The organism is Janibacter limosus NBRC 16128 (assembly GCF_001570985.1).
In the GTDB taxonomy this organism is placed as follows: Bacteria; Actinomycetota; Actinomycetes; order Actinomycetales; family Dermatophilaceae; genus Janibacter; species Janibacter limosus.
In genome coordinates this window covers 62,552-86,815 of sequence record NZ_BCSS01000006.1, presented here as the reverse complement: position 1 = coordinate 86,815, position 24,264 = coordinate 62,552, and the positions used below count along the sequence as shown (strand labels likewise).

Below are 24,264 nucleotides of genomic sequence, written 5' to 3'. Positions count from 1 at the left end.
GATCGAGATGCTGTGTGACAGCTGTGGGACGACGGGGACGGGCGCCTTCTGCGCCCAGTGCGGAGCACGACTGAGCACCGGGGAGGCCGATCCGTCGGCCGTCTTCTGGGCGGACGACGAGCCGACCATCGCGCAGCAGCAGCCGGCCCCGCAGCAGCAGCAGCCTGCCTACCCCGAGGCCAGCTGGGACGACTGGCTCGTCTCTCGACAGCCCAGCGACATGTCGACCGCCAGTGGCCGTGCACCCATGAGTCCCGGTCCGGCTGGCGTGCCGCCCCTGGGACCGGGACTGCCACCCCCCTCGGGAGGCGGTCCGCGGTGGCCGCTGATCGTTGCCGCCGGAGCTGCCGCTGCGCTCGTGCTCGCCCTCGGAGGCGGCGCGGCCTGGTGGGCCACCACGCGCGAGGACCCGACGGCCGCCGCCACTCCCTCGACGAGCACCGCCACGGCCGTCGTGACCACGGTGACCAGCACCGCTCCGCCACCACCTCCGACGACCACGGTGACCACCACGTCGACGACGACTGCTCCGGTCTCGGCCGCGGACCAGCTGGCAGACCTGCGCGACGAGTCCCTCGGCCGGCTGGTGACGGACGACTCCTGGGGCCTGAGCCTGTCGGCCAAGCAGGACGGGACGCTCGACGAGTACCAGCTCACGAGCTCGGGCTCGCACGTGTTTCGTCTGCCCGACATCCTCGAGCTGCACGAGGCCATCGACTCGGCCTACTCGAGCACGACCACCACCTACCTGCTCAAGGCCGAGGACCTCGGCAGCACCCAGGGGCCTGACGACGACAAGATCTGGATGACGATCGTCGACCCCGGTGGTCTCCCGTCACGTGACGACGCCCAGTCGTGGTGCGAGCGCGAGTTCTCCTGGTTGTCAGGCGATGAGCTGGCCAACACCTGCTACCCACGGCAGCTCTCGGCACCCTGACCGGGACCTCATGACGAGGCCGGCTCACGCCACAGCCCGACCCACAGGACGACCAGGGCCGGACCGAGGACGAGCGCTGCGGCGGCCGGGATGGCCGTGCCGGAGTCATTGAGCAAAAATCCGACGGTCAGCGCGATGACCAGCCCGATCAGCCCGACACGCAGGGCCGGGTAGGTCTCGAACGTCGGCTGCAGCCGTTGCCCCACAGTGCTGCTCGGACGAGCGAGCACCCAGATGAGCGCGATCAGCAGCACGGGCACCAGGAGCGCGGCGCGCTCCGGCCCGAGCAGGAGATCGACATTGGTCTGCAGCTTGCGTCCGACGATGCCCCAGGCGTCTCCGTCGAGCAGGCTCTGGAAGAAGCGGCCCAAGTGGGTTCGCTCCTGCTCCGGCCGCAGCCAGTCAGCGCCGGCCATGGCGAGGAAGCCGACGACCGTCGCGACCGCGATCCCCAGCACCTTGGGCCAGGTCAGGCGCACTCCGGCGACGGCGAGGACGAGGTAGCCGACCGACGGGATGAGCGCGAGCGCCCCGCCCCCGTCGGCGCCCAGCCAGGCGTCGACGGCGAAGGTCGCCACACCCACGAGCACCACGAGGAAGGCTGCGTCGCGCCGTCGCCCCTCGGCCAGCAGCGGGTCGGCCAGGGCGGTCATCAGCAGGAAGGCGGCAGCGACGAAGATCGCGAAGGGGACATTGCCGAAGCCGTGGAAGCGCCCACCGTCCAGGGGGAGGAGCCCGAGGACGGAGAGCATCGTCATCCGTCCGCTGCCGAAGAGCAGGTCACCGGCAAGCACCGCGAAGGTCACGGCACTCACCACCCCGACGCTGACCAGCGCCGTGGCCGGGCCGTCGGATCGCTCACGCAGCGGTGTCCAGCGCAGGGCGGCCCAGGTGACCCCGAGCGCCAGGGCGACCAGGGCCAGGGCGATCACGGCCAGCCGCAGGACGAAGTCGGCCATCGGCATGGCTGAGTCGAACCAGCGCGTCAGGGTGACCAGGTAGGTCGAGGCGGGCACGGCCATCGCCGCGAGTCCGACGAGTCCCACCCCGCGGGCCAGCACCGGGCCCCAGCGCTTGGGACCGAAGCGCCCCACGAGCGCGGCAGCACCGAGCAGTGCGACCAGCCCGATGCCAAAGCTGCGGAAGAAGGGCGGGATGACCGCGTCCGCGGCCTGCAGCTGCGCGTCGTCGTCGACGAGGGAGGCGATCCGCTCGTCGACGGGGGCATCATCGCCGACGGGTCGCATGGCCGGTCCGTCGATGCGCGTCGGCTCGACGCCGCTGACCGACATCACCGTGTGCGTGACGTCCGAGACCTGGGCCATCTCGTCGCGGGTCGTCGAGTCCGAGTGGAGCCACCCGGGACGGATCCCGCCACCGCCCATCGCGAGGGCCCGCAGGCCGGGCTGTCCGCCGTCGTCGGAGAGCCCGGCGAGGATGACGACGGTGTCGGAGTCCACCGAGGCGAGGACGTCGTCGACGACGCCATCCACCGCTGCCACCTGACGGGAGCGGACATCGCCCTCCTCCGGCACCGAGATCGGCGGCGCGCCGACGAGGGTCACTCTGCAGTGGTCCGCCTCGAGGTTCGTGGGCACCTCGCCGTCGGGGTCGGGCATCGCCAGCACGGCACCAGGGCCCTCGCCCGCGATGCAGTCACCGTTGCGGTCGATGGTCTGGCCGAGCCTGCCGATCTGCGCGTCGAACCCCTGCTGCGACACCCGGGCCCCCAGGTCCCGCCAGTAGGCCCGGTCCACGTCCGACGCCGACCAGGAGCTGCTCGTGGGCAGCGGGCTGCAGTCCGGCAGTGCCCGCGGGTGGGCGCGCAGCTGCGCGCGGGTCACGTCGCGCGGCTCGGCTGCGCGGGTGCCCGCGGAGAGGCCGAGCCACCCGTCGGCAGGGCAGGAGGTGAAGTAGGTGGAGCGCACGTTGAGGTTGGAGATCGCGGCACTGCCGGCGAAGGAGTGGATCGCCGGGGTCGCCTCGGGCGTGACATCGCTCCACGACAGGCCGGGCGCGCCGATGAGGACGACGTCCTGCGGGTCGGAGTCGCTCGCGGACGCCGGGCCCGCGGTGAGCCCGATGGTGGTGAGCAGGAGCAGCAGCACCGGGAGCACGCCACGACGACGAAGGGGGTGGCGCGCGCTCATCATGTGCCCACCGTAGTGACCTGCACGGTCTGCGAGCGCGCGTCGGACACAATGGCGCCATGTCTCGCGTGAGCCGTCCCCATCTCCTGCTGGGAGTCGTGCTCTTCGTGCTCATCGCGGCATGGCCGGTCGCCAAGTTCCTCCTGCTCTTCCCACAGGACCAGTGGCAGGTCGACGTGCAGGTCTACCGCGAGGGCGGGATCTCGGTGCTGCAGGGCCGCGACATCTACGCGCAGATGACCCAGCCGCCGCAGCTGCTGCCCTTCACCTACCCGCCGATCGCAGCCTTCCTGTCGATCCCGCTGGCCTTCGTCCCCTTCCCCGTCGCGGCCTGGGGCTGGACGATCACCCAGCTGCTCGCCAATGTCGCCATCACGTGGATCGCCTGGTATCGGCTGCGCGAGCGGGTCGGCGTGTGGGCGCCGGTGCTTGTCGGGGTCGTCGCGGCCGGGTTCCTGTGGACGCAGCCGGTCGGCGACGGGATCCGCTTCGCCCAGGTCAATGCCTTCCTCGTGCTCATCTGCCTGCTCGACCTGCAGCGCCCGCGGGCCCGGTGGCTGGCCAAGGTCCCGCCCGGCGTCCTCGTCGGCATGGCGATGGCGATCAAGCTGACCCCCGGCGTCTTCGTCATCCACTACCTGCTGGGCAGGCGCTGGCGCGAGGCCGGGTGGGCGATCGGCACCGCGACCTTCGTCTCGCTCGCGGCGTGGGCCGTGCTCCCGCAGGCCTCCTTCGCCTTCTGGGGCGGGGCGCTGTCCGACCCGACCCGCCTGGGCCCCAACGACGGCTCGGCCAACCAGGCCTTCCGCGCGACCCTGCTGCGGCGCGGGCTCGATGGCGCCGAGCTGACCCTCGCCTGGGCGCCGTGGCTGCTCGTCATGGGCGCGATCGTCTTCTGGGTCGCGCACCGCGCCCACCGCCAGGGCGACTGGGTCGCGGAGGCAGGCGCGGTCGGCCTCGCCGGGTTCCTGCTCTCGCCCGTCTCGTGGGTCCACCACCTGCACTGGACCATGGTCATCGTCCCGGCGATCCTCGGCTGGGCCGTCCTGCGAGCCCAGCCCGATTGGCGCCGCGTCGGCGCCGCCGCCGTGGTCATCGCCTGGTTCGTCTGCACGATGCCCTTCTGGGGAGTGCTGTGGAAGCGCGAAGGGAGGCACCCGCGCTGGTTCGGCGACCTCCTGATCGAGGGCAATGTCATCGGCAGCGTCGTCGTCCTCGCACTGCTCGCGTGGGCGGTGCGGAGGACCGGTCGTGAACTGGCATCCGGTGAGGTCACCCCGGCGCTGCGCCCGGCACGGACAACCCACACCACCGTCGCGGCCGGTGACTAGGGTGACGCCATGAGTGCCGTCGAGATCGCCCTGCTGTGCGGTCTTGCCCTCGCGCTGGTCGCCCTGGTCGCCCTGCTGGTGCGCATGCGCGCACTCACCGACCGGGTCGCGGTCCTCGAGGACCGCTCGCCCGTGGGCGACGGCGACCTCGCCTCCCTTCGTCATGACATCGCGCAGGCGCTGCGGCACGTGGCCGTCGTGCGCTACGACGCCTTCGGCGACATGGGCGGACGCCTCTCCTTCTCCGCGGCGATCATCGACGACACCGGCGACGGGCTGGTCGTCAGCAGCATCCACGGCCGCGGCGAGTCCCGCACCTATGCCAAGGGCGTCGTCGGTGGCGACGCCGATGCCACTCTGACCCCCGAGGAGCGCCAGGCGCTCGCCGCGGCCCGGACCGGGTCACCCGATGCCTGATCCCGTCGTCCGCACATCTCCAGGAGGAGACATGACCCGCTACGCCTATCTCGGCCCCGAGGGGACCTTCACCCAGCAGGCCCTCCTGTCGTGGGTGGCGGACACCGACCACGAGCAGGTACCGCTGGGCTCGGTGGACGCGGCGCTCGACGCGCTGCGGGCCGGCGACGTGGACGCGGCGGTGGTCCCGATCGAGAACTCCGTCGAAGGGGGCGTCTCCGCCACCCTCGATGCCCTCGCGTCGGGCGACCCGCTCGTCGTCGTCGGTGAGGTCCTGGTGCCGATCACCTTCGTCGCGTGCGCGCGGCCGGGGACGACGCTGGGCGCCGCGCACGCGATCGGCACCCACAGTCACGCGTGGGCGCAGGTGCGCGGGTGGGCCGGCAAGCAGGTGCCGCAGGCGATCTACGTGCCGACCTTGTCGACCGCTTCCGCCGCCAAGGACCTCGCGGAGCACCCTGACGACCTGGGGTACGACATCGCGGTGTGCGCCCAGATCGCGGCCGAGCACTTCGGCTTGGATGTCCTGGCCCACGACGTGGGTGACATGACCAATGCCGTGACCCGTTTCGTCATCGTCGCTCGACCGGAGTGGCAGCCCGCTCCGACAGGGCGCGACAAGACGACGGTCGTGCTCTTCCAGCGCAGCGACCGCGCCGGTGGCCTGCTCGAGCTGCTCGAGCAGTTCTCGGTCCGTGGCATCAACATGACCCGGCTCGAGTCGCGGCCCACCAAGGACTCGATGGGCTCCTACTGCTTCTCGATCGACCTCGAGGGGCATGTGCAGGACGAGCGGGTCGGTGCGGCCCTGATGAGCCTGCACCGCATCTGCGCTGATGTCCGATTCCTCGGCTCCTACCCTGCTGCCTCCGAGGCCGAGATCACGATCGACCCGATCGCGACCGACAGGGCATTCGTCGCCGCCCGGGAGTGGCTGGACCGGCTGCGTCGCCTCGGCGGCTGACCGTCATCCCGCGTCAGCCAGTACCGCCACGCTCTCTGCGTCGCGCCCCTGCCGGTGCTCCGTACTCTGAGCCCGCTCATCGTACGGAGCAGCGGCAGAGGGAGCAGACAGGATCGGCATCGGACCGCAGCGATCAAGGCCGCGCCAGGATGTCCTCGCACCAGTCGAGCAGTCGCGCCAGGAGCGCGGCTGACTCGGGCAGCCGGGAGTCGGAGAGGTAGGAGTGCCACATCCCCTCTGCCAGCACCATGTCCGCCTCGCCACCAGCGGCCCGCCAGGCCGTGTGGATCTGCGCCGTGTCCGACAGGAAGAGATCACGGGTCCCGGTCGTGAAGAACGCCGGTGGCAGTGCCTCGCCGGTCCAGTCCGCGTGCACGGGTGAGACGAGCGGGTCGCGCAGGTCGGCGTCACCGGCATAGGCGAGCGCGAACTTTTGCTGCTGGCCGCGCCAGCGCAGGTAGGCGTCGCGGCCCTCGTTGACCCGGTACGAGTCGCCCTCCCCCGCCAGGTCGCCGAAGGGAGTCAACGCCACCACACCGAGCGGCAGCACCGGTCCGTCACCGGCCGCACGCAGCTCCCGGATCCGTTGCAGCACACCGAGGGCGAGGTTCGCTCCGGCAGAGACGCCACCGAGCAGGACACGCGGTCCACGCTCCTGCACGCCGGCGAGATAGGCGTCGAGGCAGACGTCGATGGCCACGGGGAAGCGCGCCTGGGGAGCCAGCGGGTACTCCACCGACACGATCGGTCGACGGAGCCCTGCCGCCAGCCACAGCCCCGTGCCGTCGCGAGCCGAGCCCCAGCAGAAGCCGCCACCGTGGATCCACAGCACCCACGCGTCGTCGCCCTCCGCGCCCTCCTCACCCGTCGGCCCCACGTCATGCGGACCGGGAACGGTCATGACGAGGTGCCCGCGAGCATCCCGCTCGGTGCGCACTCCCAGCGCCGCACGGTCGGCCTCGAAGCCCGCGATCCGCTGCGTGGCCCCCTTCGCCCGCAGCCTGGCAGTGATCCGGGGCGTGAGCGGCCACCGGTGGATGGTGTTGTCCGCCTCCGCTGCCGCAGCGACGGCCACCGAGCTCACCGTCGACGGGAAGGGTGGCAGCCTCACAGGTGCTCCCGACCGCTGATCCGGTTGTCGACCCAGTAGTTGACCTCACCCCAGCGGGCCTCGAGCCAGGCAGCGACCTCGTCCGGGTCGGTCGGCACGTCCTCGCTGCGGTAGGTGCGGCCGCGGATGAGCAGCCGGTTGCGGAAAGGCACGGCCCGGATCACCGCGGCCGGACCCGAGATCATGTCGAGCCCGGTGTGCGCGATGACGAGAACATCGGCATCCGGAGCGTGCTCGCGGATGGCGGCGACCCCACGGGAGCGCGCCTCGAGGACCCACGGGCGAGCGACGGCCGTCGCGAGCCGGTCGGCCTCACCGCGCGCCTTGAGGTCGCGGACCTGGTCCTCGTGCCGGTCTCGGGTCCAGTTGCGCCCCTCGGGGAAGATCAGCAGCGCGTCCTTGGCCAACAGGGTGGCGGCCAGATCAGCGACCCCCTGGGTCCGGTCGTCGCCGGCACCGGAGCGCGACGGGACGAAGTAGGAGCCCACCCGCTGCAGGACCATCGCGATACCCGGGTCCCAGAGCATCGCGTCGGCGAGGATCACCCGCGGGACCCGCCCGGCCGTCGCGGCCAGCAGCCAGGCGATCGCGAGCGAGTCGGCGGGTCCCGCATGACGCGAGATCACGACGAGCGGATGCCCGGGGCGGCCGACGGTGAGCTCACCCTCGATCTCGACGTGGAAGCCGACGACCCGCTTGGCCGTGAAGAGCACGTTGTGCAGCGCCTGCTGGATCAGCGCGAAGTGGTCCGCGTCCCAGGTCGGGCTCGTCCCGCGCGGTGAGCGCAACCGCAGGTACCAGCACTCGACGACGAGCCCGATGTCCTCCCACATGACATAGACGGTGAGGAAGAGGACCCGCAGCAGGGCCAGGTTGCGGTCCCACGGCCACATCAGCAGCAGGACGGGGACGAGCAGCAGGAAGAGCAGGGACATGATGATCCCGAAGAGGGGGTAGAGCCCCTGCAGGACCATGCGCAGCCACAACGGCGGAGCTCCGAGCGAAGGGAGCGAGCTGATCCTCATCGCGTGGTCCCCTCGAGATAGGTGCTGGTCGCCTCGAAGGCCCGGGCCACCCGGTCCTCGACCTTGGCCACGCTCGCCTGCCCGCGCAGCGCCGCGGTCGGCGTCTTGTCGACGCCGCTGGGCAGCACGTGCAGCCGCACCGAGTCGGGGACCTCGGCGATCTCCTCGACGAAGCGGTGCCGGCGCGCGATCTCGAAGGCGACGAGCCCGACGTCGAGCGGATTGGTCGGCGCGCTGAGCAGCTGCTCGACCCGCCCGACCTGCAGCACGTGGATGTCGGTGGCACCGAGCGCGATGGCCCGCCCCACCGGGATGGAGTGCACGAGCCCACCGTCGTAGTAGTGCGCCCCGTCGATCTCGACGGGCGCGAAGAGACCCGGCACGGCACAGCTGGCCGCCACCGCGGGGCCGATCTCGCCGGCGGTGAACCACCGGGAGGCGGAGCTCTCGATCTCCGCGGCGACGCACTGGAAGGGCACCGGCAGGTCCTCGATGAGGTCCACCCCGAGGTGCCGGACCACGAGGTCAGGGATCAACCCGCGGCGCATGACGTGGGTGCGGTACTTGACGAAACGGGCTGCCTGCCGCACCGGGCTCTCGCTCATCTCGCCGGAGCGGACGACATCCCGCCACAGCTCCTCGAGCCGGGCGACGCCCTCGACCGTGGGGTCGGCCGCGACGAAGGCACCGTTGAGCGAGCCGATGCTCGTCCCCACGACGAGGTCCGGGGTGATGTCCGCGGCGAGCAACGCCTGCAGCATGCCCACCTGGGTCGCTCCGAAGACGCCGCCGCCACCGAGGACGAAGGCAGTCATGGGCATGGGGGCCAGATTACTGCGGCGCGGTGTCGGCGCGCGGGTCGGACCCGTCCTGGGGGATGACGTCCACGCCGACCTTGAGGCTGGAGCCGCCCCCTTCGCCGAAGATCACGCCCTTGAGCGGCGAGACATCGCGGAAGTCCCGTCCCCACCCGGTGACGATGTACCGCGAGTCCGCGAAGTGGTTGTTGGTCGGGTCGACGTCGACCCAGTCCCCGTCCGGCGTCATCGCGGCGACCCACGCGTGCGAGGCGTCCGAGCCCGCAAGCTTGACCTCGCCGGCCGGCGGGCGCGTCTCGATGTACCCCGAGACATAGCGCCCGGGGATGCCGACCGCCCGCAGGCAGCCGGCGGCGAGGTGGGCGAAGTCCTGGCACACGCCTTCGCGCTGCGCGAGCAGCTCCGGCAGGGTCGTCTTGACGCTCGTCGTGCCCTTGGCATAGGTGAAGTCGCGGTAGATGTCGGAGTAGAGGGCCACGAGCCCCTCGCCGAAGGGCCGGTCCGGAGGGAGGATCCCCGCGGAGTAGGCGACGACCTCGGGAGCGATCTCGACGAGCTGCGAGGGCAGCAGGTACTGCGCTGCTTCGGCTCGATCCAGGTGCTCTCCGGCGGCGACGAGCTCGGCCACCTCGGCGACCGTCCACGCGTTGAGCCGGTCCATGTCCGGGGCCGGCCAGTCGATCTCCATGAGGCTGCGCTTGTGGACGTCGAGCACCGTGTGCGGGGTGCGCACCTCGTAGAAGCTCGAGTGGTTGCCGAAGTGGTCCACGTGCTCGGTGAGGATGTGCGGCTCCGGCGTGATCTCGACGCTGTGCTCGATGATCCGCTGCTGATCGGTCTCCCTGGGGCGCAGCAGCGCCCGACCGAAGGAGTCGGTCACGTACTCCTCGTAGGTGTAGGTCGTGCGGTGGCGCACCTCGTACTGGCGAAGGGTGTGGTGCTCCGGCTTGATCACGGGCACCAGCGGGTCGCCGGTGACGACCGGCTCGGGAGCCGGGGGCCGGGCGGGGGTGGCGCTCACCAGGACTCCTCCCCGCCGTTCCACTGGACCCACTGGACGCTGCGCCCCGGCTCCTTGCGGCCGAAGTACGCCCGGTCGATCGACTGGTGCGCTGCGCGCAGGTCGGCCCCGAGCTGCGTGAGGGTCGCGGCGAGCGGCCGGCGGCCGTCAGCGAAGAGCTCGTCGAGGTCGAGCGCGGCGATCTGCTCCATGAGCTCACGCACCGCAGGGAGCGCGGCCTCGTCCTCGATGAGCTCGAGGTCCTCGGCAAGGCGCTGGACCTGGAAGGCCACGGATCGCGGGTTGGTCGCATCACGCAGCAGCAGGTCGACCGCCGCCTGCAGGGAGGACATGGCACCGAGACCGGCCGTCAGGCGGCGACGGTAGGTGATGACCGACTCGGCGGCGAGGAGCGCCGACTCGGTGGTCGTCCCCTCGACGACCGGGGTGCGCTCGATCGCCAGGACGCTGCCGAGCAGCCGGATCGTCTGCTGAGCGCGCTCGACTCGCTTGCCCGCGTCGGCGAAGGCCCACGCCGGGTCGCGGACCAGCGACTCGACGCCGATCCCGGCGAGTGCGAGCAGGCCCTCGATGGTCTCCATGAGCAGCTCCTGCAGGTCGTCCTGCGGGACGGCGTGCTGCAGGGTCCGCTCCAGGCGGGACATGACGAGCCAGGTGTCGACGGAGAGGGTCTCGCGCACGGACTGCGCCGCGATGACCGCCCGGTGGGTGCTGTAGGCGACCGAACCGACGATGCGGGGCTCGAGCGTGAGCTCGCGCAGGTAGGGCAGCGGGTCCTCGCGCCGTGCCGTGCCCTCGTCGCCGATGAACCCGGGATGCACCGACATGACCTCGGTGACCCCCTCGAGGATCGCGAGCATCGCCGTGTGGCCCGTGGTCCCCGGACGCGCAGCGTGGTCGTCGACGAGGTTGTCGGCCACCCGCAGCAGTCGGGCGGCGGCCTCCGCCCGCTCGGCATAGCGACCCATCCAGTAGAGATCGGCAGCGACGCGGGGCGCCGGCGCGGCGTACCCGGACGGAGAGCTGCCTGCGAGCGCGCTCGGGACGCTCTGGAACTCTCCCTCGCCGGGGGCGCTGTCGGAGTCGACGCGGACCCACACGTCCTTGCTCATGGCGCCGGTGATGCTCGAGACCGTGCCGGAGTCGGCGCGCACGGCGACCCGACCCAGACCACCCGGCATCACCGCGTAGTCGTCCTCGTCGGCGACGGCGAAGGTGCGCAGCACGACGCTGCGCGGCTCGAGCCCTCCGGCGGTCACCACCGGTGCGCTCGACATCGTCATCGGGTCCTGCGCCGTCCACCGCCACGGCTCGGCCTGGATGCGCATGGCCAGGTCGTCGCGCTCCTGCGCCGAGAGCTCCCAGCCGTAGACCGAGTTGGTGTTGCCCGTGCGCGAGGCCGGCTTGACGACGAGGCTGCCGAGCTGGGTGACGATGTGGCTGAGGTGGGTGGGGTCGCCCGCCCACCACGTCTGCGTCGACGCGAGGCTGAGGTCCTCGCCGAGGACCTGCCGGCAGATCTGCGGCAGGTACGGGATGAGCGCGGGGTTCTCCAGCACGCCGGAGGAGATCGGGTTGACGATCGAGACATTGCCCAGGCGCGCGGCCTCGACGACCCCGGGCAGCCCGAGGCGGGAGTCACCGCGCAGGTCGAGCTGGTCGATGGCGTCGCCCTCGACACGACGCATGATCACGTCGACCGGGGAGAGTCCGCTCGTGGTGCGCATCCAGATCCGGCCGTCGCGGCTGACCAGGTCCTCGGACTCGACCACCGGCACCCCCAGGACGGTCGACTGGAGGGCCTCGTCGAAGGCGGTGTCGCTCAGGGCGCCAGGGGTGAGGATGACGATGCGCGGCATGTCCCCGGTCTGCGGGGCCGCGGCCACGAGAGCCTTGTGCATCTGGAAGAAGAACCCGCGCAGTCGAGCCAGGTCGACCTGGCGGTGCAGGTTGGGCAGGACACGGGCGATGATCCGGCGGTTGGCCATCGCGAACCCGGCGCCGCTGGGTGCCTGGGTCCGGTCCGCGAAGACCCGCCACGTACCGGTGCGGTCACGGGCGAGGTCCATCGCCGGCATGACGAGCTGTCGGGGGCCGGGCAACCGGATGCCGTCGGCCTGGGGCAGCCAGCCGTCGTGCCCGTAGACGGCAGCGCCGGGCAGGATCCCCGAGCGCACGAGCCGCTGCTCGCCGCCGAGGTCGCTGAGGACGGCGTCGAGGAGGACGGCCCGCTGCCGCACCCCCTGCTCGAGACGGCTCCACTCCGTGGGACCGAAGGTCAGGGGAAGGGGGTCGAGCTCCCACTCGCGCGGCTCGGTCGGGATCTGGCGCCCCTCGGGGGCCTCGCTGTCCTCCGGGGAGACACCGGCGCCATAGGTGATGCCGTCATCGGCGACGAAGCGTCTGGTGGCCGAGCGCGCAGCCAGCAGGGCGGGCAGGCCGGCCGAGCCGATCTGGTCGGCCAAGGGCTGGGAGGCCTCGCGGATCCCGTCGAGGGTGACGAGCTCGTCGACCCCCTCGCTGCTGGTGACCACCTCGCGGTAGTCATCGAGCAGGGTCGGGTGATGGTCACCGAGGGCCACGGAGGACATGTTGCGACACTAACGCGCTCGGCACCCCGCACCGCAACGCCCGTCACCCCCTTCGCCACGTCACGCTCGAAGGGAGGGTCAGTCCCGCTGTCCGTGTCCCCCGCCGACCTCGGTGTCGACCCAGACCATCCGGTGGTCGCTCGTCGGGAAGGGGTAGGCGCCGGTGAGGCGGGACAGCGGGTCCTGGCTGGTGGGCCAGAAGACCCGGGAATCGCGGATCGGCAGGTCGCGGCTCGGCAGGACGTAGTCAGCGCGGATGTTGCCCGGCGGCTCGGCGAAGTCGGCCGTGTCCTGAGCCGGGTTTCCGACATGCTCGGCGTTGATGCCGCCCTGCTGCTCGCTGGCCTCGACCGCACCCTGGCTCGTCGGGGTCGTGGAGGTGTTGACCCGCGGGTGGTCGAGGAGCTGGTGGATGGCGTTGTCGGTGCTGTCGCCGTCGTGGGGGTCGGCGTTCTGGTCGCCCGCGATCACGAAGCTGGTGCCCTGCGAGAGGCCACCTCGACCCCCTTCGTCGTCCCGGATCCAGCGCGCCTGCCGGCCGCCGCTCACGTAGTCGGCCCAGAAGCGGATCTCGTCGGCGTTGCGCCGCCCGTTGCGGTCCTCGGGTCCGTCGAAGGTGGGCGGCGTCGGGTGGCTGGTGAGGAAGTGGACGGTCTTGTGGCCGATCTCGATCGGCAGGTCCCAGTGGCTCTTGGAGCTCAGCCGCAGGTCGGCCTGCTCGGCGGGCGAGTAGAAGTCGGTGGGGATGCGGTTGCCCGGCATCGCCTGCCACTTCAGCTGCTGGAAGGTGCGCACCCTGCGGGTGTCGATCGGGTACTTGCTGTAGACGACCATGCCGTACTGCCCGGGGAAGAGCCCGAAGCCGTACGCGTCGTCGCCACCACCGACGGTCCCGTCGTTGTTGAGGTCGTGCCCGCTCGGCACGCCCGTGTTGCTCGGGGCGATGTAGTGGTACGGGTACTCCACCGGGTCGGCGCCGCGCTGGCCGACGGCCAGGTAGTTGTCGTGGAAGAGCCGAGCAGCCTTGCGGGAGTAGTCGAACTCGTTGACGAGGACCACATCGGGGTCGGCCCGCTGGATCGTCTCCGCGACATTGCGCGCCTGCTCGTCGTCGCCCGCGGTGAGGTCCCGCTCGAGCTCCCCCTCCTCGGCCCGGTTGAGCGAGGCGTTGAAGGTCGCGAACCGGACCGTCGAGTCATGCCGGTGGTCACCCCGGTCGTGGCGGTGGTCGTCTCCGCGACCGGGGTCACGGTCATGTGCCGTCGCGGGAAGCGCGGCTGTGGTCAGGGTCAGTGCGGCGACACCGGCCAGGCCCGCGTACCTGCGGGCGCGGAAGGTCCTCATGAGACCTCACGCTAAGCCGTCTCGGCGAACAGTGCCTGTCGTGTGGGCGAACACGAAGGTGACGAGCGCAAAGACATCTTTGCAAACATCTCTTTGCGATCTAGTCTGGTGGGCATGGATACCGCCGTGCCCGATGTCACGCAGCTTAAGGCCCTCTCCCACCCGGTGCGCCTGCGCATCCTCGGCCTGCTGCGCACCCTCGGCCCGGCGACCGCCAGCCAGGTGGCCCGTCGCCTCGGTCTCAACTCGGGCGCGACGAGCTACCACCTGCGCCAGCTGGCCGACCACGGCTTCGTCGAGGAGGCGCCCGAGCTGGGCAACAAGCGGGAGCGGTGGTGGCGGGCGGCCAGCCTGATGACCTCCGTCCGCGACGAGGACGTCACCACGGACGAAGGGAGGGACGCCACCGACGCCTTCCACCAGCTGGCCGTGACCCACTCGGCGAGCCGGATGCAGGCGGCTGCGGCCCGGCGTGGAGGCGACAGCGACGAGTGGCGTCCGCTGACCTCGACCAGCGACCTGCAGGTGCCGGTGACGGCGGAGCAGGCGGCGGCCATCCAGTCGCGTTTCGAGCGGCTCGTCTGGGACGTCCTCGAGGAGCACCCGCCGACCCCCGGGGCGCTCGAGGAGGGGCAGCGCCGCTACGCGGTCATCGTCTCGAGCTTCCCCACCGAGGACGAGGCCGCTTGGGATGAGTGAGGCACTCTCCCCGGCCGCAGCCCGGCGCGTCTTCCTCACCCTGACCGCGACCCGGTGGCTGCCGATCGGCTTCGTCGTCGGCCTCTTCACCCTGTGGCAGCTCGAGCGCGGGCTCACCCTGGCCCAGGCGCTCACCGCGTCCGCGGTGATGGGGATTGCTGTCCTGGCCCTGGAGCTGCCGACCTCCGGCTTCGCCGACGCGCTGGGGCGCCGTCCGGTGCTCATCACGGCCGCAGTCGCCAATGTCGCGTCGATGATCGCGCTCCTGCTGGCCCAATCCTTCGTCGCCTTCGTCCTCGCGTCGGTGCTCATGGGGGTCTTCCGTGCGCTGGACTCCGGCCCCTTGGAGGCCTGGTACGTCGACACGGTCCACGCCAGCCACCCCGGCGCAGACGTCGACCAGGACCTCTCCCGCTCGACCTCGATCCTCGGTCTGGCCATCGCAGGAGGCGCGCTCGTCTCCGGTGGGCTCGTGGCGTGGCATCCCGTCGCGTCGCACTCGGCGCTGTGGCTGCCGGTCGTCATCTGCCTCGGGCTGTCGGTCGTGCATCTGATCGCCGTCGTCGTGCTCATGCGTGAGCCGACGACCCACCTCGACTCGACGGGGTGGGCGCGAGCCGCGGACTCCGCCCGTGCCACCCCCGGGGTCATCGGGTCCGGCCTGCGGCTCCTGCGCGACAACCCGGTGCTGCGCGGACTCGTGCTGCTCGAGTGCTTCTGGAGCACCGCGATGATCGCCAGCGAGTCCCTCACGCCGGTGCGCATGGCCGAGCTGCTCGGCAGCGAGGAGCGAGCGGGCGTCATCATGGGGCCGCTGGCCGCGGGAGCCTGGGCCGTCTTCGCCGTCGGTGCGTGGCTCTGCGGCAAGGCGTCCACGCGGTGGGGCGTGGCCCGCGCCGCGATCCTCGGTCGCGTGGTCCACAGCGTGCTGACCATCGGACTGGCGCTCGCCGTCGGCCCGATCGGCCTCGTCATCGCCCACCTGCTCACCTACACCGGCCACGGCATGCAGGGCCCGGCGTACAGCGCGCTCCTGCACCGCGAGGCGCACGCCGCCAACCGCTCGACCGTGCTCTCGCTGGCCTCGATGGCTGCCTTCGGCTTCACCGCGTTGACGATGCCCTTGGCCGGCCTGCTGGCCCAGACGACATCGACCCCGGTCGCGATGGCGGCAGCGGGCGTCTTCGGACTGGGTGGCATCTGGTGCCTCGTGCCGGCCCTGCGCGCCGAGCGTTCCCGCCCGGGACGCGTCGAGGTACCACCGTCCGGATAGCCGGTCCCTGGTACCTCGACGCCCGTCAGCAGAGTGGGCTCATCGCGCCGCTCAGAGCGTGCGGGAGATGAGTTCCTTCATGATCTCGTTGGTCCCGCCGTAGATCTTCTGCACGCGCGCGCCGGCGTAGAGGCGGGCGATGGGGTACTCGAGCATGTAGCCGTAGCCACCGAAGAGCTGCAGGCAGCGGTCGATGACATCGCACTGCACGTCGGTCGTCCAGTACTTGGCCCGGGAGGCGGTGGCCGCGTCGAGCGTGCCGTCGATGTGCAGCGCGATGCAGTAGTCGAGGAAGGTGCGCGCCGCGAGCACATCGGTGCTCACCTCGGCGAGGGTGAAGCGCGTGTTCTGGAAGGCCGAGATCGGCTTGCCGAAGGCGGTGCGCTCCTTGGTGTAGGCCGTCGCGAGCTCGACGGCGAGGTCCGCGGAGCCGACCGCACCCACGGCGATCGCCAGGCGCTCCTGCGGCAGCTGCAGCATGAGCTGGTAGAAGCCCTGCCCCTCCTCCTCGCCGAGCAGGTTGGCCGTCGGCACCCGCATGTCGGTGAAGGAGAGCTCGCGGGTGTCCTGACCGTGCTGGCCGATCTTGTGCAGCACCCGCCCCCGCTCGAAGCCGTCCAGCCCGTCGACCTCGGCCACGACGAGCGAGATGCCCTGGGCTCCTTCTCCGCCCGTGCGCGCCACGACGACGACGAGGCCTGCGTGCGAGGAGTTGGTGATGAACGTCTTGGAGCCGTTGATGACGTAGTCGTCACCGTCGCGCTTGGCCGTGGTCTTGATGTTTTGCAGGTCCGATCCCGTGCCGGGCTCGGTCATCGCGATGGCGCCGACGAGCTCGCCGGAAGCCATCTTGGGCAGCCACTTCTGCTTCTGCTCCTCGGTGCCGTAGCCCAGGATGTAGTGCGCGACGATCGAGGAGTGCACGGAGTACCCGAGCGCGTCGTCACCGGCGCGCCCCTGCTCCCACATGACAGCCGCCTCGTGCGCGAAGGTGCCCCCGCCGCCGCCGTACTCCTCAGGGATGGAGATGCACAGCAGACCCGCGGCACCCGCGGCCAACCAGGTCTCCTTGTCGACCTGGTGCTGCTCGGCGAAGCGCTCCAGGTGGGGGACCACCTCTCGCGCGAAGAACGTGCGGGCGAGCTTGGCGACATCGGCCACCTCGTCCTGCATCCACGGTGAGACATAGGGCTGGGGCATCAGGATCTCGGGCATCGTTGCCTTCCTTCGGGTTGCGTCGGTCCGGGGATCTCGAGGCTCGGCCGCAGACGGCCTCACACCTCGATCACCGTTGGTCGAGGTGCGAGGAGCTCTGCGACGAAGCCTCGAGACCCGGTGAGCGGACTGCGGTGAGCGGGATGTCGTGCTCGTCCGCCCAGGTCTGCCAGTCGGCTGCGGTGCGCTCGGCGAAGACCTCGGCGAGGCGCTCACGGGTGCAGTCCTGCGGCTGGAGACGAAGGGCGGTGAGCAGCGACGTCGTGAAGTGCGGCTCGAGCGCCGCGAGCGCGATCTTGCCGTCGGCGGTGTCGTAGATGCCGTAGACCGGGAGGCCGCCACCGAGCAGGGAGCCCGGCGAGGTCAGGCCGTGGGCCAGCGGACGCGACATCGTGTCGGCGAGGTCGGACAGGGGCACCTCGCGACGGACGCCCTTGCCCAGGCGGGCACGAGCGACGAGCGCGGCCGACGCCTCGGCAGCCGCCCGCTCGGACCCGGCGAGGTCCACCACGAGGGTCGTGGGCATGCTCCCTTCGCCCAGCAGTCCGGTCCCGGCCTGGTAGGTGAGGTCGTGCCCGGCGGTCTCCGCCCGGCCGCCCGGGTAGCCGACGATGTCGACCTGGCAGACCTGCGGGTGCCGCGCGTGCACGGACTCGAAGTCCAGCCCCAGGCGCACAAGCGCCGACGGGCGAGAGGAGGTGACGAAGACGTCGGCGGTGGCCAGCAGCTCGTCGACCTCGGCGCGGCCGGCCTGCGACTTCAGGTCGACCCGCCGCACCTCTTGCCCGACGTGCAGCTCGTCGTAGTACGCCGTGGCGAACTGCTCCATCGGGTCACCCGACGGAGGCAGGACGGTGACGACGTCCGCCCCCTGCCGGGCCAGCCGCGCGACGGCGGCCGGCCCGGGCAGGTTGATGGCGATCGACAGGACCCGAACGCCGGTGAGCGGAGCGTCCACGTCGATCAGGCCTCGTCGGCCAGGGTGCCGGAGGCGACGCGACCGCGCAGCCACTCGGACGGGCGGAAGCGCTCGCCGTAGGTGTCGGCGAGCTCGTCGGCCCGGGCGACGAAGCCGGCCAGGCCCCCTTCGTAGTTGGTCATGAAGGTCGCCGGACCACCGGTGTGCGGCGGGAAGCCGATCCCGAAGATGCCGCCGATGTTGGCCGACACGGCGTCCGTGAGGACACCGTCCTCGAAGCAGCCGGCCGTCTCCAAGGCCATGATGAAGAGGTAGCGGTCCTGCAGGTCCTCGAAGGGGATCTCGGTGCCCTTGCCCCAGCGCTCGCGCAACTCGGGCCACAGGACCTTGGGGCCGTCGGCCGGGTAGTCGTACATGCCCGCGCCGGCGGCGCGACCCTTGCGGCCCTCCGCGACCATCGTGTCGATGAGCTCCTCACCCGGACCCTTGGGCAGGGTCTTGCCCTCCGCAGCGGCAGCCTTGTCGGCCTCCGCGCGAATGTGCTGCGTCAGGGTCAGCGAGACCTCGTCGAGCATCGCCAACGGCGGGGCCGGGAAGCCGGCCTGGGTCGCGGCGCGCTCGACGAACTGCGGGTCGATGCCCTCGGCGAGCGCGGTCGCGCCCTCGAGGATCAACGTGCCGAAGACGCGGCTGGTGTAGAAGCCACGGCCGTCGCCGACGACGATCGGGATCTTGCGGATCTGCTGGACGATGTCGATCGCCCGGGCGGCCGCCTCGTCGGAGGTCTGCTCACCCCGGATGATCTCGACGAGCTGCATCTTGTCCACGGGGGAGAAGAAGTGCAGACCGATGAAGTCCTTGGGGCGGCTGGAGAAGCCCTGGAGCGAGGTGATCGGCAGGGTCGAGGTGTTGGAGCACAGCAGCGTCTCCGGACCGACGACGGCCTCGATCTCGGCGAAGACCTGCTTCTTGAGGTCGTAGTCCTCGAAGACGGCCTCGATGACAGCGTCGACGCCGGCCAGGTCGGCCACGTCGATGCTCGGCGTGATGCGAGCCAGGACCGCGTCAGCCTTGGCCTGGTCCATCTTGCCGCGCTGGACGGCCTTGGCCAGGAGCTTCTCGGAGTAGCTCTTGCCCTTGGCCGCACCCTCGGCCGTGACGTCCTTGAGGATGACCTCGATGCCGGACATGGCGGCGGAGTAGGCGATGCCCGCTCCCATCATGCCGGCGCCGATGACGCCGATCCTGGCGACCTTGGTCTTATCGACCCCGGCGGGGCGCAGCTTGCCGCTGCTGATCGCCTGCATGTCGAAGAAGAAGGCCTGGATCATGGCCGTCGACTCACGACCCGCGGCGAGCTCGGTGATGTAGCGCGACTCGATGCGGCTGGCGGTGTCGAAGTCGACCTGCGAGCCCTCGACCGCGGCCGACATGATCGCTCGGGGCGACTTGGTCGGGGCGCCCTTGAGGGTCTTGCGCAGGTTGGCCGGGAAGGCCGGGAGGTTGGCGGCGAACTTCGGCACGCTCGGGGTTCCGCCAGGGATCCTGTAGCCCTTGACGTCCCAGGGCTTCACGGCCGCGGTCTCGTCGTCCTTGTGCTCACGGATCCACTGCTTGGCGGCGGGAACGAGCTCCTCGCGGGTGGCGACGAGCTGGTCGATGACGCCCTTGTCCAGCGCGGCCGCGGGGGTGCGCTGCTGACCCTGCAGGAGCCAGCCCATGAGGGCCTCCTGGATGCCGAGCATCCGGACGAGGCGCGTGACCCCACCGCCACCGGGCAGCAGTCCGAGGGAGACCTCGGGCAGGCCGAGCTTGATCTTGGGGTCGTCCACGGCGATGCGGTGGTGGGTCGCGAGCGCGATCTCCAGACCGCCACCGAGTGCGGCGCCGTTGATGGCGGCGACGACCGGCTTGCCGAGCTGCTCCAGGCGACGCAGCTGCGACTTGATGCCCTCGATCTCGGTGAAGAACTCACCGGCGGTCTCAGGGGTGGTGCTCTGCAGGTCTGTGAGGTTGCCGCCGGCGAAGAAGGTGTTCTTCGCGGAGGTCAGCACGACACCGGTGATGTCGTCGCGCTCTGCCTCGAGCCGGTCGATGGTCTCGCCCATCGCGGCCTTGTAGGTGGCGTTCATCGTGTTGGCGCCCGCGTCGGGGTCGTCCATCGTCAGGGTGACGATGCCCTCGTCGTCGCGCTCATAACGGATCATGTTCTCGCTCATGGTTCTTGGGTTCCTATCCGCTGGTTCAGACGCGCTCGACGATGGTGGCGATGCCCATGCCACCGCCGATGCAGAGGGTGGCGATGCCGCGCTCGAGGTCCCGGCGCTCGAGCTCGTCGACGAGGGTGCCGAGGATCATGGCGCCGGTGGCACCCAAGGGGTGACCCATCGCGATTGCGCCGCCGTTGACATTGGTCTGGTCCTCGCTCCAGCCCATGTCGCGCATGAGCTTCAGGGCGACCGCAGCGAAGGCCTCGTTGATCTCGACCAGGTCGATGTCCTTGGCGGTCATGCCGACGCGGTCCAGCGCCTTGCGGCAGGCCGGGGCCGGGCCGGTGAGCATGATCGTCGGCTCGGAGCCGACGACGGCGGTGGAGACGATGCGGGCCCGGGGAGTCAGGCCCATCTCCTGACCGGTCTTGTCGTTGCCGATGAGCATCAGCGATGCACCGTCGACGATGCCGGAGGAGTTGCCGGCGTGGTGGACGTGGTTGATCGCGTCGACCGAGTGGTACTTCTCCAGCGCCACGGAGTCGAAGCCACCCTGCTCACCGATCGCGGCGAAGGAGGGCTTGAGGCCACCGAGCGAGTCGACGCTCGTGCCGGGACGGATCGTCTCGTCACGGGCGAGGATGGTGATGCCGCTGGCGTCCTTGACGGGGATGACGGACTTGTCGAAGTAGCCGTTGTCCCACGCGGCGGCAGCGCGCGCGTGCGACTGGGCGGCGAAACGGTCGACCTCGGCGCGGTCGATGCCCTCGAGGGTGGCGATGAGGTCGGCACCGATGCCCTGGGGGACGAAGTCGGTCGCGAGCGCGGTGGCCGGGTCCATCGCCCAGGCGCCGCCGTCGCTGGCCATCGGCACGCGGGACATCGACTCGACGCCACCGGCGAGGAAGAGGTCCTCGAAGCCGGAGCGGACGCGGGCCGCGACCTGGTTGATGGCCTCGAGGCCGGAGCCGCAGAAGCGGTTGAGCTGCACGCCGGCGACGGGCTCGGGGTAGCCGGCCTTGAGCGCGGCGATGCGCGGGAGGACCGCGCCCTGGTCGCCGACCGGGGAGACGATGCCCATGACGAGGTCATCGATCTGGGCGGCGTCGAGGCCGGGGTTGCGCTCGCGCACGGCGTTCAGGAGACCGACGGTCAGGTCGATCGGCTTGACCTCGTGGAGGGAGCCCGAGGACTTCCCCTTCCCACGGGGAGTGCGGACGGCGTCATAGATGACGGCCTGGGGCTGCTCGGGCATGGACCGGCTCCTTCGGTGAAACGATGGTTTCCAGTCACCCTACGCATCCGTTGAACACCTGTGCAATGGTGTGCAAAGAGTTCACCATCACACCGCAGGGAGATCGGCATGAGTTCACGGGCCACCGCAGCGGGCGACACCCGCGAGCGGATCCGCACTGCCGCACTGGCTCTCTTCGCCGAGCACGGGGTGGCCGCGACCAGCCTGCGCGAGGTCGCCCGGTCCGCGGGCGTCGCCCCGGGTCTGGTCGGCCACTACTTCGGGAGCAAGGACGGCCTGCAGGAGGCGGTCGAGGACTGGGTCGTCGGCCTTTTCCGGGAGACGCTGGACGCCATACCCCTCGAAGGCGCCGTGGCCGAGATCGTCACGGCGCGCGACAGGGCGATCCACCGGATGTTCGTGCGCAACCCGCACGTCGTCGACTACCTGCGCCGGGTCGTCGTCACCCCCGGGGCGGGTGATACGCGGCTGGTGAGGGAGGTCCTCGTCGAGCAGGTCCGTCAGACCCAGCAACTGCGCGATCACGGCATCGGGGGCAACCAGATATCCGTCACGGAGCAGGCCGTGACGGTTCTCGTGCGGCAGCTCGGCGCTTGGCTGCTGCAACCGGCGCTGGGCCGCATGTGGGCGCTCTCCGGTGCGGAGGGCCCCGAGCCGCAGGTCCACATCACCCTGCGTTGATCAGGCCTTGGGGTCGGCATTCTCCGCGCACTGGCACCACTGGTCGGCGGGCACTTGGGCCCGGACCTCGGCCACGTGCTCACCGCAGCCGCTCCACGTCGTCTTGCCGCACTGCTGGCACCGGACCGGCATGCACATACGCGCCCACTCCCCTTCGTCTCTCTGGAGGGACCAGCCTATGGGTCGGCGAGGCGCACCCATGATGGTGGGCATGGCACACGACAATGAAGCCCGTGACCTCACCCTGACGATCGGTCGGGAGGAGCTGCGCGTCAGGGGGATCTACGAGACGCTCTCGATCGCCAACGACTTCCTGGCCGGGCTCCTCTTCCTCGTCGGCAGCATCCTCTTCTTCCGGGAGTCGACGATGTTTGTCGCCACATGGCTCTTCGTGCTCGGCTCCGTGCTCTTCGTCGCGCGACCGACGATCCGCCTGGCCCGTCGTGTCCATCTCGGGCGGGTGGCCCCGGCCTCGGCGGGCGAGACGGCTCGCGACTTCTGAGCGGCCGCCTCGCAGTAAGGTCGGGGCATGACCGAGCGCAGCACCTACCTCCTGGTTGACGGGGAAAACATCGACGCCACCCTGGGGGTCTCGGTCCTCGGACGTCGCCCCGAGCCGCAGGAGCGGCCGCGGTGGAACACGCTGCTGGACTACACCGAGGCGGCCTGGGGCCAGCCGGTCAAGGGACTGTTCTTCCTCGCCGTCGCCGGTGAGCTGCCCGCGTCCTTCGTCCAGGCCCTGCTCGCGATGGGCTACCGGCCCGTCCCGCTGCGCGGCGAGGGCAAGGTCGTCGACATCGCGATCCAGCGCACGGCGGAGGCGCTCATCGAGCGCGATGCCGACGTCATGCTCGTCAGCCACGACAACGACTTCACCCCCCAGATGGAGGCGCTGGCGCAGGACGACGACCGCCGCGTCGGCATCGTCGGCTTCAGCGAGTTCATGGCGACGGGGCTCAAGCAGGTCCCGGGCGTGGAGTTCTTCGACCTCGAGTACGACGTCTCCGCCTTCAAGAGTCGCCTGCCGCGCGTCCGGGTCATCGAGATCGACGACTTCGACCCGCTCGAGTTCATCTGATCCGCGCCGCTCCGGCGCACCGGAGCGGCAGGACCGCAGAGGTTACGCGCGGGTACGACGACATGCTCCTGTGGCGCGCTCCAGCAGAGTATTGATTTTCCGGGGTTCTTGATCGGCGCCCATCACCAGGTGCACGTCGTACCCGCAGGTAACGTCGGGCAAGCGCGGACGCCGACTCCGCCCTCTGCGATCGCCGGGCTGCGTTGGCTGGTCACCGGGGCGTCACGGCAGGTCGACCGTGACACCCCACCCGGTCGTGGTCGTCACGAGCAGTGTCATCGCAGACCGAGCGAGCGGATCAGCGCCCGACGTCGCGCCCCTCGCCGGGGATCTGCCGCTGTGCTGGGGGAAGCCGCTGCGCCCGCAGGGGGGCCCGACGCATCCCGGTAGAAGCGCTCGCGGGCGGTCAGGGCATCCAGCCGGTGGCACCACTCGGCGCGCTCCTCGCCGCTGGTGGCGGCGTCGAGCTCGGCCTCCAGCGTCTCGGGGTCGAGCACGCCCGGTCCCGTGCCGTAGATGAACTCGTCGCCCTTGTGCTTCTGGCTCTTGAGGGTCTGCGCGCGCGTGTAGGTGTGCACCGACGGTCGCGTCCAGAAGATGTCGGAGCCGACCACCCTCGCCGGCGAGCCTGCCGCTGATGCGTTGGACGGGACGTCCTTGGTCAGCACGGACCGGGCCCCGAGGATGGAGCCGGAACCGATGTGCGCGCCCTTGAGGATCAAGGCCTCCTGGCCCAGCCACACGTGGTCCCCCACCCAGATGGAGCGGCTCGGGTTCACCCGCTTGTGAGTGGTGGCGGAGTAGACGAGGTGCGGGTCCGCGGTGCGGAAGGTCACCTGATGGGAGAACATCGCGTCCGAGCCGATGATGACGTGGGTGCGCTCGCTCGGCAGTGCTCGCGCAGGGCTGGTGAAGGACGCGCCCGGCCCGAGGTAGAGGACCGACTCGTTGTACGTGGTGACCTTGAGCTGGGTCGTCCGGCTGGAGGCTCGGATGTGGATGACCGAGTCGTTGCCCCGGAAGCGCAGGGTGCAGTTCTTCAGCTTGGCGCCGTCCTCGACGTAGAGCACGTTGCCGGTGCCGAAGAAGGCGATCGAGCTGGACTGGAAGGTCGAGCCCTCCGTCTCCCGCAGGTGGACGACGTTGTCCCGGACCTGCGCGACGTCGTCGTAGGACCTGATGACCTCTGTGCTCATGCGTGGCCTTGCTCTCTTCAGGGGACGGG

General features: G+C 70.7%; 22 protein-coding genes. 9 read left to right on the top strand and 13 right to left on the bottom strand.

Annotated elements, in window-relative coordinates:
- Window positions 1-7 precede the first annotated feature (7 nt).
- The gene (locus JLI01S_RS03560; RefSeq protein ID WP_068260016.1) at window positions 8-937 is read left to right on the top strand and encodes a hypothetical protein; all 930 of its coding nucleotides are present in this window, start codon (window positions 8-10) and stop codon (window positions 935-937) included.
- A gap of 8 nt (window positions 938-945) precedes the next feature.
- Here JLI01S_RS03560 and JLI01S_RS03555 read toward each other — a convergent pair whose 3' ends face one another.
- On the bottom strand, window positions 946-3,090 hold the full coding sequence (locus JLI01S_RS03555; RefSeq protein ID WP_157074808.1) for a DUF2339 domain-containing protein: 2,145 nt from the start codon (window positions 3,088-3,090) through the stop codon (window positions 946-948).
- Between the two features lie 56 nt (window positions 3,091-3,146).
- Between JLI01S_RS03555 and JLI01S_RS03550 the strand changes: the two genes are divergently transcribed.
- Genes JLI01S_RS03550 through pheA form a run of 3 tightly spaced genes read left to right on the top strand, consistent with a single transcriptional unit; the run spans window position 3,147 to window position 5,799 of the window.
- Window positions 3,147-4,418, top strand: coding sequence for a glycosyltransferase 87 family protein (locus JLI01S_RS03550; RefSeq protein WP_084349177.1), 1,272 nt, complete (start codon window positions 3,147-3,149; stop codon window positions 4,416-4,418).
- Between the two features lie 9 nt (window positions 4,419-4,427).
- Window positions 4,428-4,835 (top strand): DUF4446 family protein, encoded by a 408-nt coding sequence (locus JLI01S_RS03545; RefSeq protein ID WP_068260008.1) that lies wholly within the window; start codon window positions 4,428-4,430, stop codon window positions 4,833-4,835.
- Window positions 4,836-4,866: 31 nt separating this feature from the next.
- The gene (gene pheA / locus JLI01S_RS03540) at window positions 4,867-5,799 is read left to right on the top strand and encodes a prephenate dehydratase (protein WP_068260005.1); all 933 of its coding nucleotides are present in this window, start codon (window positions 4,867-4,869) and stop codon (window positions 5,797-5,799) included.
- 133 nt (window positions 5,800-5,932) lie between these two features.
- Here pheA and JLI01S_RS03535 read toward each other — a convergent pair whose 3' ends face one another.
- The 6 genes from JLI01S_RS03535 to JLI01S_RS03510 all read right to left on the bottom strand — a co-directional run bounded on the left by JLI01S_RS03535 (window position 5,933) and on the right by JLI01S_RS03510 (window position 13,709).
- Window positions 5,933-6,910 carry an alpha/beta hydrolase gene (locus JLI01S_RS03535; RefSeq protein ID WP_068260003.1) on the bottom strand — a complete coding sequence of 326 codons (978 nt, stop codon included), beginning with the start codon at window positions 6,908-6,910 and terminating at the stop codon, window positions 5,933-5,935.
- The gene (locus JLI01S_RS03530; protein ID WP_084349176.1) at window positions 6,907-7,935 is read right to left on the bottom strand and encodes a 1-acyl-sn-glycerol-3-phosphate acyltransferase; all 1,029 of its coding nucleotides are present in this window, start codon (window positions 7,933-7,935) and stop codon (window positions 6,907-6,909) included. The genes JLI01S_RS03535 and JLI01S_RS03530 overlap by 4 nt, the downstream gene beginning before the upstream one ends.
- Window positions 7,932-8,756, bottom strand: coding sequence for a patatin-like phospholipase family protein (locus tag JLI01S_RS03525; protein WP_218005451.1), 825 nt, complete (start codon window positions 8,754-8,756; stop codon window positions 7,932-7,934). The genes JLI01S_RS03530 and JLI01S_RS03525 overlap by 4 nt, the downstream gene beginning before the upstream one ends.
- Window positions 8,757-8,766: 10 nt before the next feature.
- A complete protein-coding gene (locus JLI01S_RS03520) occupies window positions 8,767-9,774 on the bottom strand; it encodes a transglutaminase family protein (protein ID WP_068259993.1) in 1,008 nt (335 codons plus the stop codon).
- Entirely contained in the window at window positions 9,771-12,365 is a 2,595-nt protein-coding gene (locus JLI01S_RS03515) for a circularly permuted type 2 ATP-grasp protein (protein WP_068259990.1), read from the bottom strand. The genes JLI01S_RS03520 and JLI01S_RS03515 overlap by 4 nt, the downstream gene beginning before the upstream one ends.
- Before the next feature lie 78 nt (window positions 12,366-12,443).
- Window positions 12,444-13,709, bottom strand: coding sequence for an endonuclease/exonuclease/phosphatase family protein (locus tag JLI01S_RS03510; RefSeq protein WP_068259987.1), 1,266 nt, complete (start codon window positions 13,707-13,709; stop codon window positions 12,444-12,446).
- A 114-nt stretch (window positions 13,710-13,823) separates the two neighbouring features.
- On the opposite strand from JLI01S_RS03510, the gene JLI01S_RS03505 reads away from it, so the two are divergent.
- Together JLI01S_RS03505 and JLI01S_RS03500 are read left to right on the top strand one after the other, a co-directional pair.
- Window positions 13,824-14,408 (top strand): ArsR/SmtB family transcription factor, encoded by a 585-nt coding sequence (locus JLI01S_RS03505; RefSeq protein WP_084349175.1) that lies wholly within the window; start codon window positions 13,824-13,826, stop codon window positions 14,406-14,408.
- Complete coding sequence (locus JLI01S_RS03500) at window positions 14,401-15,681, top strand: MFS transporter (RefSeq protein WP_068259981.1); 1,281 nt, start codon at window positions 14,401-14,403, stop codon at window positions 15,679-15,681. The genes JLI01S_RS03505 and JLI01S_RS03500 overlap by 8 nt, the downstream gene beginning before the upstream one ends.
- A 51-nt stretch (window positions 15,682-15,732) precedes the next feature.
- On the opposite strand, the gene JLI01S_RS03495 is transcribed toward JLI01S_RS03500, so the two are convergent.
- From JLI01S_RS03495 to JLI01S_RS03480, 4 genes are all read right to left on the bottom strand, one after another.
- A complete protein-coding gene (locus JLI01S_RS03495; RefSeq protein ID WP_068259978.1) occupies window positions 15,733-16,896 on the bottom strand; it encodes an acyl-CoA dehydrogenase family protein in 1,164 nt (387 codons plus the stop codon).
- A gap of 70 nt (window positions 16,897-16,966) precedes the next feature.
- Window positions 16,967-17,854, bottom strand: a complete 888-nt coding sequence (locus tag JLI01S_RS03490; protein WP_157074807.1) for a CoA transferase — start codon at window positions 17,852-17,854, stop codon at window positions 16,967-16,969.
- 5 nt (window positions 17,855-17,859) lie between these two features.
- Complete coding sequence (locus tag JLI01S_RS03485; RefSeq protein ID WP_068259975.1) at window positions 17,860-20,034, bottom strand: 3-hydroxyacyl-CoA dehydrogenase NAD-binding domain-containing protein; 2,175 nt, start codon at window positions 20,032-20,034, stop codon at window positions 17,860-17,862.
- Between the two features lie 25 nt (window positions 20,035-20,059).
- A complete protein-coding gene (locus JLI01S_RS03480; RefSeq protein ID WP_068259971.1) occupies window positions 20,060-21,280 on the bottom strand; it encodes an acetyl-CoA C-acetyltransferase in 1,221 nt (406 codons plus the stop codon).
- Window positions 21,281-21,388: 108 nt separating this feature from the next.
- Between JLI01S_RS03480 and JLI01S_RS03475 the strand changes: the two genes are divergently transcribed.
- Complete coding sequence (locus tag JLI01S_RS03475) at window positions 21,389-21,961, top strand: TetR/AcrR family transcriptional regulator (protein ID WP_068259968.1); 573 nt, start codon at window positions 21,389-21,391, stop codon at window positions 21,959-21,961.
- Here the strand turns inward: JLI01S_RS03475 and JLI01S_RS17620 are convergent, their stop codons facing one another.
- Complete coding sequence (locus JLI01S_RS17620) at window positions 21,962-22,093, bottom strand: DUF8730 family Cys-rich protein (RefSeq protein ID WP_281177448.1); 132 nt, start codon at window positions 22,091-22,093, stop codon at window positions 21,962-21,964.
- A gap of 79 nt (window positions 22,094-22,172) precedes the next feature.
- Here JLI01S_RS17620 and JLI01S_RS03470 point away from each other — a divergent pair, with 79 nt between their 5' ends.
- Both JLI01S_RS03470 and JLI01S_RS03465 read left to right on the top strand, forming a co-directional pair.
- The gene (locus tag JLI01S_RS03470) at window positions 22,173-22,463 is read left to right on the top strand and encodes a YrhK family protein (protein WP_068260133.1); all 291 of its coding nucleotides are present in this window, start codon (window positions 22,173-22,175) and stop codon (window positions 22,461-22,463) included.
- 27 nt (window positions 22,464-22,490) lie between these two features.
- Window positions 22,491-23,039: an NYN domain-containing protein gene (locus JLI01S_RS03465; RefSeq protein ID WP_055989593.1), complete on the top strand. Its 549-nt coding sequence runs from the start codon at window positions 22,491-22,493 to the stop codon at window positions 23,037-23,039.
- A 275-nt stretch (window positions 23,040-23,314) separates the two neighbouring features.
- Here JLI01S_RS03465 and JLI01S_RS03460 read toward each other — a convergent pair whose 3' ends face one another.
- Window positions 23,315-24,235 carry an acyltransferase gene (locus tag JLI01S_RS03460; protein ID WP_068259965.1) on the bottom strand — a complete coding sequence of 307 codons (921 nt, stop codon included), beginning with the start codon at window positions 24,233-24,235 and terminating at the stop codon, window positions 23,315-23,317.
- Window positions 24,236-24,264 lie beyond the last annotated feature (29 nt).